This window comes from Nitrospira sp. (genome assembly GCA_015709715.1).
In the GTDB taxonomy this organism is placed as follows: domain Bacteria; phylum Nitrospirota; class Nitrospiria; order Nitrospirales; family Nitrospiraceae; genus Nitrospira_A.
The window spans coordinates 2,377,304-2,390,530 of record CP054184.1 but is presented as its reverse complement, the minus strand read 5'-3'; the positions used below and the strand labels follow the sequence as shown (position 1 = coordinate 2,390,530).

15 protein-coding genes and 1 pseudogene are annotated in these 13,227 nt (G+C 59.0%); 11 read left to right on the top strand and 5 right to left on the bottom strand.

What is annotated here, in order from left to right; translation table 11 throughout:
* Nucleotides 1–18 precede the first annotated feature (18 nt).
* From HRU82_11510 to HRU82_11495, 4 genes are all read left to right on the top strand, one after another.
* Nucleotides 19–1,248: a hypothetical protein gene (locus tag HRU82_11510; protein QOJ35527.1), complete on the top strand. Its 1,230-nt coding sequence runs from the start codon at nucleotides 19–21 to the stop codon at nucleotides 1,246–1,248.
* Between the two features lie 132 nt (nucleotides 1,249–1,380).
* The gene (locus tag HRU82_11505; protein QOJ35526.1) at nucleotides 1,381–1,683 is read left to right on the top strand and encodes a hypothetical protein; all 303 of its coding nucleotides are present in this window, start codon (nucleotides 1,381–1,383) and stop codon (nucleotides 1,681–1,683) included.
* A 269-nt stretch (nucleotides 1,684–1,952) separates the two neighbouring features.
* Nucleotides 1,953–3,020, top strand: coding sequence for a M4 family metallopeptidase (locus HRU82_11500; protein ID QOJ35525.1), 1,068 nt, complete (start codon nucleotides 1,953–1,955; stop codon nucleotides 3,018–3,020).
* A gap of 4 nt (nucleotides 3,021–3,024) precedes the next feature.
* Entirely contained in the window at nucleotides 3,025–3,330 is a 306-nt protein-coding gene (locus tag HRU82_11495; GenBank protein ID QOJ35524.1) for a hypothetical protein, read from the top strand.
* Between the two features lie 154 nt (nucleotides 3,331–3,484).
* Here the strand turns inward: HRU82_11495 and HRU82_11490 are convergent, their stop codons facing one another.
* Both HRU82_11490 and HRU82_11485 read right to left on the bottom strand, forming a co-directional pair.
* Nucleotides 3,485–3,886, bottom strand: a complete 402-nt coding sequence (locus tag HRU82_11490; GenBank protein ID QOJ35523.1) for a YbgC/FadM family acyl-CoA thioesterase — start codon at nucleotides 3,884–3,886, stop codon at nucleotides 3,485–3,487.
* Nucleotides 3,887–3,908: 22 nt separating this feature from the next.
* Complete coding sequence (locus tag HRU82_11485) at nucleotides 3,909–5,165, bottom strand: TIGR02710 family CRISPR-associated protein (GenBank protein QOJ35522.1); 1,257 nt, start codon at nucleotides 5,163–5,165, stop codon at nucleotides 3,909–3,911.
* A gap of 142 nt (nucleotides 5,166–5,307) precedes the next feature.
* On the opposite strand from HRU82_11485, the gene HRU82_11480 reads away from it, so the two are divergent.
* From HRU82_11480 to HRU82_11465, 4 genes are all read left to right on the top strand, one after another.
* Nucleotides 5,308–5,742, top strand: coding sequence for an NfeD family protein (locus HRU82_11480; GenBank protein ID QOJ35521.1), 435 nt, complete (start codon nucleotides 5,308–5,310; stop codon nucleotides 5,740–5,742).
* Nucleotides 5,743–5,754: 12 nt separating this feature from the next.
* Nucleotides 5,755–6,711 (top strand): paraslipin, encoded by a 957-nt coding sequence (locus HRU82_11475; protein QOJ35520.1) that lies wholly within the window; start codon nucleotides 5,755–5,757, stop codon nucleotides 6,709–6,711.
* Between the two features lie 157 nt (nucleotides 6,712–6,868).
* The gene (locus HRU82_11470; protein QOJ35519.1) at nucleotides 6,869–7,267 is read left to right on the top strand and encodes a helix-turn-helix transcriptional regulator; all 399 of its coding nucleotides are present in this window, start codon (nucleotides 6,869–6,871) and stop codon (nucleotides 7,265–7,267) included.
* Between the two features lie 382 nt (nucleotides 7,268–7,649).
* Entirely contained in the window at nucleotides 7,650–8,222 is a 573-nt protein-coding gene (locus HRU82_11465; protein ID QOJ37188.1) for a hypothetical protein, read from the top strand.
* On the opposite strand, the gene HRU82_11460 is transcribed toward HRU82_11465, so the two are convergent.
* Both HRU82_11460 and HRU82_11455 read right to left on the bottom strand, forming a co-directional pair.
* A complete protein-coding gene (locus tag HRU82_11460; GenBank protein QOJ35518.1) occupies nucleotides 8,135–8,365 on the bottom strand; it encodes a transposase in 231 nt (76 codons plus the stop codon). The genes HRU82_11465 and HRU82_11460 overlap by 88 nt on opposite strands.
* 264 nt (nucleotides 8,366–8,629) lie before the next feature.
* Nucleotides 8,630–9,586, bottom strand: a complete 957-nt coding sequence (locus HRU82_11455; GenBank protein QOJ35517.1) for an IS5 family transposase — start codon at nucleotides 9,584–9,586, stop codon at nucleotides 8,630–8,632.
* A 137-nt stretch (nucleotides 9,587–9,723) separates the two neighbouring features.
* Between HRU82_11455 and HRU82_11450 the strand changes: the two genes are divergently transcribed.
* Together HRU82_11450 and HRU82_11445 are read left to right on the top strand one after the other, a co-directional pair.
* Nucleotides 9,724–10,908: an IS21 family transposase gene (locus HRU82_11450; protein ID QOJ35516.1), complete on the top strand. Its 1,185-nt coding sequence runs from the start codon at nucleotides 9,724–9,726 to the stop codon at nucleotides 10,906–10,908.
* Nucleotides 10,899–11,678: an ATP-binding protein gene (locus tag HRU82_11445; protein ID QOJ35515.1), complete on the top strand. Its 780-nt coding sequence runs from the start codon at nucleotides 10,899–10,901 to the stop codon at nucleotides 11,676–11,678. Before HRU82_11450 ends, HRU82_11445 begins: the two co-directional genes overlap by 10 nt.
* An 83-nt stretch (nucleotides 11,679–11,761) precedes the next feature.
* Here HRU82_11445 and HRU82_11440 read toward each other — a convergent pair.
* Nucleotides 11,762–12,588 (bottom strand): annotated as a pseudogene (locus HRU82_11440) (IS3 family transposase).
* Nucleotides 12,589–12,687: 99 nt separating this feature from the next.
* On the opposite strand from HRU82_11440, the gene HRU82_11435 reads away from it, so the two are divergent.
* Entirely contained in the window at nucleotides 12,688–13,215 is a 528-nt protein-coding gene (locus tag HRU82_11435) for a site-specific DNA-methyltransferase (GenBank protein ID QOJ35514.1), read from the top strand.
* The last annotated feature ends 12 nt before the right edge of the window (nucleotides 13,216–13,227 follow it).

Genomic DNA, 13,227 nt, shown 5'->3' with positions numbered 1-13,227 from the left:
ATTTGAGGGAGAACGATCATGGCTGAGAAGACTCCCAGAAAAGATGAGCCGAAAAGACGGGTCGAGCAACAAGGATTCCAGGACCCTCCGTCGCCGAAGCCGCCGCAGGACACTGAGCACGAGTATGAGGAGGCGACGACAGAGCAATTTGAGGAACCCACACCGGACAACGCCGAAGAGGCCGCAGCGGCAGAGACAAGGGCGGCGGTCCTGGGAGTGGATGCTCAACTTCTGGACATCAAACATCAAGTAGAGGAGCAGTTGAAGGCCGCCTCCATGAGAACCAGGGCACTGGCCGAGGATACGTACACCGGAATGAACAATATCGTGGGCGTGGGGATCGCGCTGGGCGCATCCGATTACGGCCAGGCCGACGGCATGAGTATGAGCCTAGAGCCAGGAATGCCCTGCCTGCAAATCTATGTCGTTGAATCGACATCGGCGGACGTGATGAAGTCGGTGATGGTAGAGTCGATGGGAATTTCAGTCCTGAGCGGAGACGATGTTCCGTTGTCCATCGTCCGTACCGGATTCATCGATGCACAACCGCACCGCTTCAGGATGAGACCGGCCCCGGGAGGGATTTCGGCCGGCCATTTTCGGATCACCGCCGGCACATTGGGGTGCTTGGCGACCGGACTGAGTGCGCCCCGCAACTCGCGCCTGATGATCTTGAGCAATAACCATGTACTGGCCAATTCAAACAATGCCGCATACGGTGATTGCATTTGCCAGCCGGGCCCCTACGACGGTGGAGCGTGCCCGAAAGATCAAATCGCTATTTTGGAACGATTTGTTCCCATCAACTTCAGCGGCGGGACCGTCAATTACGTAGATGCTGCGACCGGTTGGGCTTGGCCGGATCGGGTCCGCAAGGAATTGGTCTATCTCCAACAGGGCCAGCCGCGCTTCTTTACCGTCAGCAGCGCGCCCGTGGCCGCTCAACTTGGGATGCTGGTCGGCAAGTCCGGACGGACCACTCAGATCACCACCGGACGTATCATGTCGGTGGGCGTCAGCGTAAACGTCGGTTACGGCGGCGGCCGAGTAGCCCATTTTCGCGACCAGATCGGCATCAAGGGACTGTCCGGAGATTTCAGCGCGGGCGGGGACTCGGGTTCGCTCATCTGGACGTGGGACGGTCGTCGTAGTCCGGTCGGCCTGCTCTTCGCCGGAGGCGGCGGCTGGACCTTTGCGAATCGAATCACCCACGTGCTCTCCGCCCTTGCTATCAGACTGTACACCTAACGGCGACCGTAGGATCGCGAGGGGCACGAATGAAACGTGCCCCTCCTTCCACCTCTTCCTGGCAGACTGCTTTGCAGCACGTCGTCTTGGAGAGTACAATCGTATCCGAGGCCCTCTGCCCAAGGAGAAACTATGGACGAGCACGCGCACGAAGAGGCAGCCATGCCCTACGCACCCAGCGAGCGCGACGTACCGCAAAGTACGATAGAACGAGTCTTGGAAACGAACCGTCGTCGGCTCATGAGCATCGCCGGCGTGGAAATGGTGGGAATAGGACAAGGCCTCCTAGGCGACCCCGTAATCGTGATCGGTGTTCACGATGCAACCGTGACGAAGCAGCTTCCGACGACAATCGAAGGAGTCAAGGTTCAAGTGGAAGTCACCGGCCCCATCGATGCCCTCACGCGAAGCAGCGGGCCTCAGTCTCGTCCATAGGGTTCCGTAGGGCAGCCTCGTGGCTGGGCAGCAGCAAGGCCTCTCCCCACCGTCGGTCCCTCGCTCAGTTCGTATCCGTTGCGATACACAAGCGGTATCACTTCCGATACGTCTCCCCTACATCGAAACGGCCGGGGTGAATTGCCCGTATTTTAACGCGAACAAATCCACTCCCTTCCCCCACTCCCTCTCGCGGCATCCAGATTGCTTTCTTCCTCACGAAGCATTTCACCTACTCTCAAGACGCGGCTCACCAGCAGGAGTGACCTATGCAGATTGATCAGAGAACCCATTCGTCTGAGTGCCAGACTTTCTGCTCCATCATTCCACCTTATGTCTTCGATCAGCTGGCCAAGTCGGACGACAGCAAGGTTCGGCAGCTGGCGATCGACGCCATCGCTGCGGGGTCCGCTGCGCGCGCTGTCCGGTCTACCTTGGCCATGATGGCGGGGTGGGCCGCAGTCCCCTCACCATCCGCGAAATGCCATCGGTTGGTCTACGATGTGAAGCACGGCAACTTCAACGATCTCCCCGGCACACTCATGCGGGAGGAAAGGGACCCGCGGAGCGACGATCCGGCGGTGAACGAGGCCTACACCCATTCGGGAACCACCTACAATTTTTACAAGAAAGTATTTCAGCGGAACTCGCTGGACGATCGTGGCATGAGTCTCATTTCCAGTGTCCACCTGGGACGCAATCTCAATAACGCTTTCTGGACCGGCGAACAGATGTGTTATGGCGACGGAGACGGTCGAATCTTCATCCGATTCACCAAATCGTTGGACGTCGTCGGACATGAACTCTCACACGGTATCATTTCACACACCTGCAACCTGGTCTATTCGAACGAACCGGGTGCTCTCAATGAACACTTCGCCGACGTGTTCGGCAGCCTGGTGAAGCAGTGGCGCCGGCGGCAGTCGGTCAAGAGCGCCGACTGGCTGATCGGGAATGACATCATGGGTCCGGCGACTACCGCCAAATCTCTTCGCACTTTCAAAGCCGAAAAGGCTTACGAGAATGATCCTTTGCTGGGAACCGATCCCCAACCCAAACACCTCAGGAACAAGTACAATGGCTCGAGCGACAATGGCGGTGTACATATCAATTCCGGCATCCCCAATCACGCATTCTACCTGGTCGCGACCGAGATCGGCGGAAAGGCCTGGGAGCGTGCCGGCCAAATCTGGTACAAGACATTATTGAAACTGACCTCCACCAGCCAGTTTCACGATATGGTCGAGAGCTCGACAGAAACGGCATCCACCCTGTATGGCGCCGGCAGCGCCGAATACAAGGCCGTGGTGAAAGCCTGGAAAGCCGTAGGATTCTGACGTTATGAAAGTGCGCTTCCGTCAAACGGGAGGATTTGGAGGTCTCGTCCTCGGATGCGACCTGGATACCGCCACACTGTCACCAAGCGAGGGGCTCCGGTTGACCCATTTGGTAGAACAAGCCAAACTCCAGGAGATCGGAGTACGGAAAACAGAACGGGGTCGCGACCTGACCAGCTATGAGGTGGTCGTCGAAGAGGCCGGGCAGATTCTGCGCGCGGTGGTGGATGACATGAGCATGGTGCCTCAGCTCGATCCGCTGTTGGCATTTCTCCGCAGCCGAGCCAAGGCGGTCCCTCTGGACACCTAGCCCGCACCATTCACGAGTGCAGCAGGGACAGCGCCGCAATCATGGCTCTATTTCTTTTTCTTATCTTTTGGATTCTCCGAGAAGAGCAGCCAGGCGAGGACGACGAAGCCGATTGCCACGCCGGTGATGGCCAACCATGTACCGAGTTTCTCCATTAGCCCCTCGTCTGTGGAGGTCCTTGTAACGTAGCCAGAGTCGATTTGTCGAGCCGCTTCACCTTCAACTGATCGTCCACCGTCACCAACTTGGCCGCGCCCTCGACCACCAGGCGACCACTCTGTCGTTCGCGCACGACATGGGCAAAGGTAAAAGAAGCTTGGCTGACCGGTCCCAGCGTGGTTTCCACAATCAGGGTCTCGCCATACCGGGCCGGGGAGCGATAGTCCACCTCCGCATGCACGACCACGAACTGCGTCCCTTGATCCCGTAGCCCCGAGACCGAGAGGCCGCGCTCTTCCAGATACTGCGTCCGCGCCCGTTCGAAATACTTCAGATAATTGGCGTAATACACCACTCCGCCGCAGTCGGTGTCCTCGTAGTAGATGCGCACATCCATCGCGCGGTGCGGCTATCGGCGCCTAGAGAGCGAGCACCGGGAACTTGGGCAACGCGTTGTCGGTGACGCCGCTGAGTTTCATGACGATCTCGGCCAGCTGCTGCACCCGCTCGGCCTTGATCGCCTCAAACCCATGGCCGAGCACCGCGTGGTTAGCGGCATCGATCAGCGGCTTCATCTTGGGCCACTCACGAAGAAACGCCTGGCCCGTCTGATCACCCAATCCGGCCAGTACGCGGAATTGTCCCTGCCAGGGCAGCTTGTATTTCCCATCGACATCGTCCAGGCAACAGGTGCGACAGGTGTCGCGGAGGTCCGCCGGCAGCTGGTCCGGCTGCACATCCCACGTTTTGATTTTGTGTTGTTTGAATAGCTGTCGTTGGGCGACGGCTTCCAGCGCCCGCACGAGCGTCGCCATCGCTCGCTCGGGATCGTGGTCCACCTGCGCGCGGCGATGCGCATGGGCCAGCAAATCCAGGACGACTCCGTCCTTCACCTCGGCCGGATCCAGCACGAGTTTTTCTAAAAATCCGCTGTTCGCCTTGATGGCGGGAAGCAGCGCTTTCAAGCCCGGTGGTCCCCCCCAAAGCGAGGCCATGTCGAGCGCCTTAAAAGAAGTCTTGAGTTTCTCCCAGGCCTGTCGATAGTGAAACTGTTCCCACAATCCATACCCCAATGCCAAATCGCCGAGTGCGCGATAGAGCGGCTTCTGGCCGCCGCTAACCCTGGCTTCGAGCGTATGAAACAGGATCGCCGCCGACTTGAATGAGCCATGGTTGAAAGCCTCGCAGGCCTCGCGCCGCACGACGACTGCCGCGTCATCCCATGGGTTCCCTTGCACCCAGCGTTTGCCGATGCCATCGATGACGATGGGCTCCGATTCCTCCGTCCCCTGCGCATCGACCAGGCTGATGACGCGCGAGGTCCAGGGCTGGCTCGCAGAGGCCAAGGCGGCAGCCATGGCAGCCGTAGCCCCGGTCAAATCGACAACGACCTCGCCCATCCGGACGTCCCAGGTTTGAAAGAGATCGTGAAGAGACCGCGACAGGGCCTGGTGACAGGCAATGACGTCGCTCGGATCGGGCGTGACGACCCAATCCCACCGCTTCGGCATCTGCCGCACCAAGGGTTGCACGGCCGCCTCCACCTGCGCCTTGGCCGACTCCGGGACGAAGAAGCACAGCAGCTCCGGTTGTAGCCGGTTGATCACATAGGCCGCCGGCGCCGATGCGTCGGTGAAGGCGAGGACGAGGGCTTTGACGGGGCTGTCTGGCGCCATGACCGCCGGACTATACCACCACCTTCCGGCTGCTTCAACGAACGAGCCATCTTGCACAGTTCTTGACCCTCTACGGGAAGCCGCTTAGACTTTCGCCAGCGGGGACGTGCGATCGACAAACCGTCCCGCTCGAGGAGCCGCAATGAGCTGGTGGCTGTGGGCGTTGTTGGGACTCGCTCTGCTGGGCGGCGAGGTCGTCACGCCGGGCGGATTCTATATGCTGTTCTTCGGCATCGGCGCGCTGGCCGTCGGCCTGCTGGTCGGGCTGGGCTTCGTCGCGCCGGACTGGATGTCGTGGCTGTTGTTCTCGGTCATCTCCGTGGCCTCGCTGCTCCTTCTCCGGCCGTCGCTCCGCCGCCTCATGTCGAACACCTCGGGCGGCCTCTCCCCTATGGATACGATGGTCGGTGAAACGGCGCTGGCCCTTGAGGACCTGGCGCCCGGCAGCCTGGGGAAGGCCGAATGTCGGGGCAGCGTCTGGAACGCACGGAACGGCGGCGACGGACCGCTGCGCAACGGGCAGCGCGTCCGCGTCGACCGGGTGGACGGAATCACCCTGTGGATCAAACCTGAGTGAGGGCGGATCATCATGGAGGAGAGCGGCATGCCGGGCGGACTCTGGGTCTTCGTATTTCTCGCAGGCTTGGTCCTGTTGGTGATTTCGAAAACGGCGCGGGTCGTGCCGCAGCAAAGCGCCTATGTGGTCGAACGCTTGGGTCGCTACTCACGGACACTCGGCGCGGGCTTTCACATCCTGCTCCCGTTTCTCGACAGCGTGCAATATAAACATTCGCTGAAAGAAACGGCCATCGACATTCCGGAGCAGATCTGCATTACGCGGGACAACGTCCAGGTCGGCGTCGACGGGATCCTATATTCGAAGGTGTTGGACCCGCAGCGAGCCTCCTACGGCATCAGCGATTACCGGTTCGCCATCACCCAATTGGCTCAGACCGCGCTCCGCAGCGAAATCGGCAAGATCGAACTCGACCGCACCTTCGAGGAACGGACCAATATCAACAGTCAGGTGGTCGCGGAGTTGGACAAGGCTACGGAACCCTGGGGCGTCAAAGTCCTGCGTTATGAGATCAAGAACATCACCCCGCCGAAAGACGTGCTTAACGCGATGGAAAAACAGATGCGCGCAGAACGGGAGAAGCGCGCGGTGATTCTCACTTCCGAAGGCGAACGCGACGCCGCCATCAACCAGGCGGAGGGCGAAAAGCAACAGGTCATCAAGGCCTCGGAGGCCAAGAAGCAGCAGCAGATCAACGAAGCCGAAGGGGCCGCCGCGGCCATCATGGCCATTGCCACCGCCACCGCCGAGGGGCTCCGGAAGGTCGCCGAGGCTACCCAGGTTCCCGGCGGCTACGAAGCGGTGCAGTTGCGAGTGGCAGAGCAGTACATCGGCAAGTTCGGCGAACTGGCCAAGAGCAGCAATACCCTCGTGCTCCCCGCCAATCTGTCGGACGTGGGGTCCATGCTGACGCTGGCCATGAACATGATCGGGAAACAACCCTCGCCTCCTCCTCCAGTCAGTAAGTGACTTCTTCCGGCTAGCCGGTTCAACAGACCCCGAATGGGCGACAGGCACATCCCCACGATTTCGCGAAGGCAACGCAAAAACCTCCGGACGTTCCCTTCGTCCAAGCAATACTCATAGTCTCTAGACCGATAAGCTTCCCCTCTGCTTTCCTCCCAGCATGAAGCCTCTCCAACAGCGCCTCGGCATGCGAGTTCGACAGCTGCGACTCAAGAAAGGTTGGACGCAAGAGCAACTTGCCGAGCGAGCCGGGCATCATTGGACCTACATTGGCGGCATCGAGCGAGGAGAACGGAATATCACCTTGGCCGTTATTGCAGATATTGCTCAAGCACTTGGTGTCGCTATTCGTGACTTATTTCCGAAGGATGGGAACCATGCGAACCCATCCACTGGAGCACGACTTGAACGCGGATGCATCAGACATTCTATCTGCTATTCAGAAAGGGTTTCGCACGATAATCGATGTCAAAGGCAAGCTCGCCGAGTACTTCCTGCTAAAGGAGATCCAGCGACTAAAAAGGAAGGGGCTTGTGGCAGAGTTTGTTTGGACGGATAAGGACGGACAACCAGATTTCTTGGTGGAGTGCCAAGGGCATCCCCTGAAGATCGAATGCAAGAATATACGGAGCAGGCAACTTTTTCGTTCCCCTCCCAGTTACAGAATCGAGCTGCAGAAAACACGCAATTCAAAGGATGGAACGAATACGCGAGGATCGACGAAATGAATTTGATATCCTTGCCGCGTGCCTTTTTAATCATACGAAGCACTGGGAATACCTATTCGTTTGCACCGCAAAACTGGAAGTCAGGCCAAACGAAATAGAGTGCTTGAAAATAATGCACCCCGTGCCATTCACAGCAACACCCCCCTGGCATTCCTCTCTAGAAGCAGCTATAAACGAATGCTTGCGCCGGAAATCCTCTGGGGCTCGGCCGAGATGAAATTTCCATTCACGCCATTCTATAGCACCTCTTTGGGCCATGCCTACCTTGGCGACTCTCTCTCCCTAATGCGAAAGCTTCCCTCTGAGAGCGTAAATTTAATTCTTACGTCTCCTCTATACGCACTCCACTTCAAGAAAGAGTATGGCAATAAGTCCCAGGCAGAATATGTGGCATGGTTCATGGGTTTTGCAGAAGAATTCTTTAGGCTTCTGAGGCCAGACGGGAGCCTAGTCATCGACTTAGGGGGTAGTTGGCAACAAGGACGCCCTACTCGCTCGCTCTACCATTTCGAACTGCTTATCGCTTTGTGTAAAGAAACCGGTTTTCACCTTGCTCAGGAGTTTTATTGGCACAACCCCGCTAAGTTACCATCACCTGCTGAGTGGGTCACTGTCCGCAAAATCCGAGTAAAGGTGAGATGGCTCCGCTTCTTTGGACAGAATCTTTCAGTTCCTAAGTGGTGCCGGGCGGTGTACGCCTACGCGGCCGTAGGCCGTGCAGGCACGCTCTCCCAGTACACGCGATCGGGCGTGCGTCCGTCAAGCGCGCGATGCGGCCTGAGCTGATTATAGAAGGTCAGATACCGTACCATCCCGTCCTGGGCGTCTCGGACGGTCTCGTACGCGTGCAGATAGACCTCTTCGTATTTGAGGCTCCGCCACAGCCGTTCGACAAACACATTGTCCCGCCACCGTCCCGTCCCATCCATACTGATCTGGATACCCTGGTCTTTGAGAAACCCGGTGAATTCCTGGCTGGTGAACTGGCAGCCTTGATCCGTGTGTCAGCACCGATGATAGAAGTCTCCTGAACACCGATCTAGGGAACGTCTGATTAATTCGCGTTTCCACGAAGCAATCTGTTTCTCGGTGGATCAAGACGGGCCATCAGCTGGGAACCCGCTGGTCCGAGAGCGCCTTTCTCGGATTCCTCCGCCGTCAGGCGGCCCGCGCCCCGTTCGCACCCCCGTCCGCTAGGCTGCCGCCAGCAAGTGCCGGCGTGCTACATACAGATTCGCCAAGCCGCAACTGATAGACAACCAGTGCGCATTCTTCGCGAGCCCCCGGTACCGCACTTTGGCCCACCCGAAGATCCGCTTGATCACCAAGAACACATGCTCGACTTTGGCACGAACCTTCGACTTCGTCCGATTGCGGGCCCGCTCCGTCTCGCTCAAGGGCCGATGGCGATGGGCTTTCGTCTGGACGAAGCTCTTGGCATGGGGAGCATGGTGCTGAATCATGTCGCGTTGCCCGCTATAGGCGGCATCGCCCCATACTCGTGTCTCCTGTCCATGCAGCAACTCCGGCAACACCTGGCTGTCATGGACATTCGCCGCCGTGGCCGCCACTGAGTGAACCAGCTTCGTCCGGCTGTCCACTCCAATATGCGCCTTCATGCCGAAATACCACTGGTTCCCCTTCTTGGTCTGATGCATCTCCGGATCTCGCTCTTTCTGGCGATTCTTCGTCGAACTGGGCGCATTGATGATCGTGGCATCCACGATCGTGCCCCGGCTGACCTTCAGCCCGTGGGCAGCCAGATACGCGCCGATCCGCGCAAAGAGCTGTGCGCCCAAGTGGTGGGCTTCCAGCAGATGCCGAAACTTACAGATGGTGGTTTCATCCGGTACGGGCTCGCGGCCCAGATCAATCCCCACGAACTGCCGCATGGCGTGTGAGTCGTACAGCGCTTCCTCCACCGCCGGGTCCGACAGGTTAAACCACTGTTGCAGACAATGGAGGCGCAACATGCGTTCGACACCCACGGGCGGACGCCCTGGGCCCTCGGCCTTGGGGTAGACCGGCTCGATCGCCGCTACCAATTCCGCCCATGGAACAACCTGGTTCATCTCGTTGAGAAACTGCTCCCGGCGGGTGGGCTTGCGATACTGTTCAAACGAGACTTCGGCAAACGTCTGTTGCTGCATGGGGCACGCCTCCAGTTCAGTGCTGCGCTACCCTTAGCACATCATGCAAAGAGAATAAATCAGACCTTCCCTAGGAAGTCCCCTCAACAGCGATGACAATGTCCCTCCTGGACACACCAGCACAGGAGGAGGGACGGATGCTGAGAAAGGAGGACGTTATCGTGATACAAGCACTCATTCGACAGGGAGTCTACCTCTGCGATATTGCACGGCAGCTCGGCGTGCATCCAAAGACGATTCGGCGGGCGCTCGGGCGAGGCAAGGCGCCCGAAGGGCGCCGGGGCCGGCGGCGTAGTCAGCTGGATCCGTACCGGGCCGACATCGATCGCCTCCTGACTGCCGGGGTCTGGAACGCCGTGGTGATCTTCCGCGAATTACAGGCGAAGGGGTATACCGGGCAGGTCTCGATCCTGCGGGACTACATCCGGCCCAAGCGGACGCTCCGCCCCAGCCGCGCGACCGTGCGGTTTGAAACCGAGCCGGGGCACCAGCTCCAGAGTGACTGGGCGACCATCCAGCCGGAGATTGCCGGACGGACGACGACCGTCGCCTTTATCGTCAACACGCTGGGCTTCTCCCGGCGCGTGCATTTCTGGTGCAGCGACTCAACCGATGCCGAACATACCTACGAGGGGCTGATTCGCGCCTTCGAATGGTTTGGCGGCGTCCCGCGAGAAGTCCTGGTCGATACCCAGAAGGCGGCCGTGCTGGAGCATCCGCGGAGCGGCGTGGTGCAGTTCCATCCGCGCTTCCTCGATCTGGCAGGGCACTACGGCTTCGTCCCGAAAGCGTGTCGTCCAGCCCGCGCGCAGACGAAGGGCAAGGACGAACGGATGGTCGGCTACATCAAACACCACTTCTTCGTCCGCTATCGCCACTTCGAGAGTGGGGCCCATCTCAATCAACAGGCGGAGCACTGGCTCCGGGAAGAAGCCGACCAGCGCCGCCACGGCACCGTCCGTCAAATTGTGGCGGAGCGGTTTGCGACCGAGGCGCCGGTGCTGCAGCCACTCCCCGCACGGCGCTACGACACCTCCTATTGGGAACTGCGCCAGGTGAGCTGGGACGCCTATATTGAGGTGCGCGGCAATCGCTACAGCGTCCCGGCCGCCCTCGCTGGCCGCCGTGTCTCGGTGCGGCTGTCGCTTGACGGCGTGGTGATGGTCTTCGACGGGGAGATGTGCATCGCGCGGCACACCCTGGTGCCGGCGACCGCCGGCTGGGTCACCGTCCCAGACCATCATGCCGCCCTGTGGACGACGGCGCTGGAGGTCGAACGGCGGCCCTTGAGCGCATACGAGGAGGTGAGCACATGGAGCTAACGCACCTGCTCGAACGCCTCAAGATGGACCATTTGCTCGCGCAACTCGATGGAGTCTGTGAGCAGGCCGCCAAAGGCGATCTCGATTACCAAGGGTTTCTCTTCCGCGCCTTGGACGCAGAATGGCGGGGTCGCCAGCAGCGTGGGATTGAAAGTCGGTTGAAGCTCGCGCGGTTCCCATGGCTGAAGACCCTGGACCAGTTTGAATTTGAGTTCCAGCCCTCCATCGATCGGAAGGTGATTCGGGAGCTCGCCGGACTCAGTTTTATCGACCGGACGGAAAATATCATTCTGCTGGGTCCTCCCGGCGTCGGGAAAACCCATCTGGCCATTGCGCTCGGCGTCAAAGCCGTCGAAGCGGGCGCCTCGGTCCTCTTCTTAACGTTAGAGAGCCTCATGGGGCGCTTGATCCGGGCGCGCCATGAGAATCGCCTCGAGCGCACGTTACAACAGCTGGCGTATCCTCGGCTGCTGATCCTCGATGAACTCGGCTATCTGCCGCTCTCGCGCGACGAAGCCAGGCTCTTCTTCCGCCTGCTCGTCCGCCGCTACGAGCGGGGCAGCCTGATCGTGACCAGCAACAAAAGCTTTGCGGATTGGGGCGAGGTGTTCAACGACCACGTGCTGGCAACGGCCATCCTGGACCGCCTCCTCCATCACGCGACCACCATTAATATCAAAGGCGAGAGTTACCGGCTCCGTGAGAAGAAAAAGGCCGGGCTCCTGGGACGTCGACCGATCGGGGACGACGAGCCCGCCGAGACACCATGATATCGACGAGCGGACAGGAAGACCGGTGAACAGGGGACATTCTACGTCGGTGATTTGGGGACAAACATCATCGGTGTTGACACCGTGTTGAAGATCTCGGGTGTGCCATACCGGGTGACTGCCTCCCGTACCGCCTCCACGCAGAAGTCTGTGGTCAACGTGTTGGACAGCCGCCACGCCAACACCCGGCGACTGGCCCAATCGAGAATCGCGCATAAATACACGAAGCCACGCCGCATCGGAATGTACGTGATATCAGACGCCCACACATGATTCGGCCGCGTGATCGTCAGCTGACGCAGCAGATAGGGATAAATCCGATGGGCAGGATGCCGCTGGCTGGTCCTCGGCTTCCGATAGATCGCCGCGATGCCCATCCGTCGCATCAGCGTCGCGACCTGTCGTCTCCCAATGGCATGGCCCTCCTGCCGTAACAAATCCCGCAGCATGCGAGCGCCAGCAAACGGATACTGCAGATGGAGCTCGTCGATCCGGCGCATGAGTGCCAGCGTCGCGGCGGAGACAGGCTTCGATTGGTAGTACGCGGTCGACCGGGCCAGCTGCAGCACCTGGCATTGTCGCCCGATCGGTAATGGATGGGTGCGATCACTCATCGCTTTGCGCTCAGCAAGCCCGCCTTGGTGAGCGCGCCTTCTAAAAAATCATTCTCGAGGGTCAGTTGCCCGATCTTGGCATGCAGGGTCTTGAGATCCGGCGCCTCCGACGGCGGTTTTGAGCCGCCAAACACATCCGCCGCCCGAGCCAGCAGCTGTTGCTTCCATTCGGTGATCTGGGTGGGATGGACCCTGAACTGCTCGGCCAACTCGGCCACCGTCTTGTCACCTTTGACTGCGGCCAAGGCCACCTGGGCCTTAAAGGTCGCTCCGTGGTTCCGTCTCGTCCTCTTCATTACCTCGCTCCTTTGTGTCGCCACCTCGCGGTGGCTTTGCTGAAGCCAGGCTACCACTGATCACACTGTCCGAATTTCCGGAGCCCCCTCTAGGATTCGGTGAATTGCATATGGTGGTTATCCAAAACTCCGACCCCTAAGGCAAACAACCAAAAAGTGCTGAATGAATACAGTCCGGACATGAAGCGATTGCTTTCTAAAGGATATCGCCCTAAAGCACGCCCCTCTGGACACACAATTACCAACAAGTTTCGGGATAATGGTGGAGCGATTCCATCAAATTTACTGACGTTCGGAAATAACGATAGCAATGGGTATTATATGGAGGCTTGCAAGAAATCCGGAGTCAAGCCTCATCCTGCTAGATTTCCGATCCAAATACCGCTCTTCTTTATTCGCTTCTTGACCAACCCGTCCGATCTAGTGCTCGACCCATTCGCCGGAAGTAATACGACCGGTGAGGCCTGTGAGCGCGAATCTCGCAGATGGACTGCCATTGAGATGAACGAAGGATACTTGCAGGGCAGTCGTTATAGATTTGACAGACGGAACATCGAAAACCTTTTACCGTTTGATGATGACGTCTTAGAGATGCCGGAAAAGAAGTTAGTTTCACTTTTCGATTGATTCCCTGTCAGG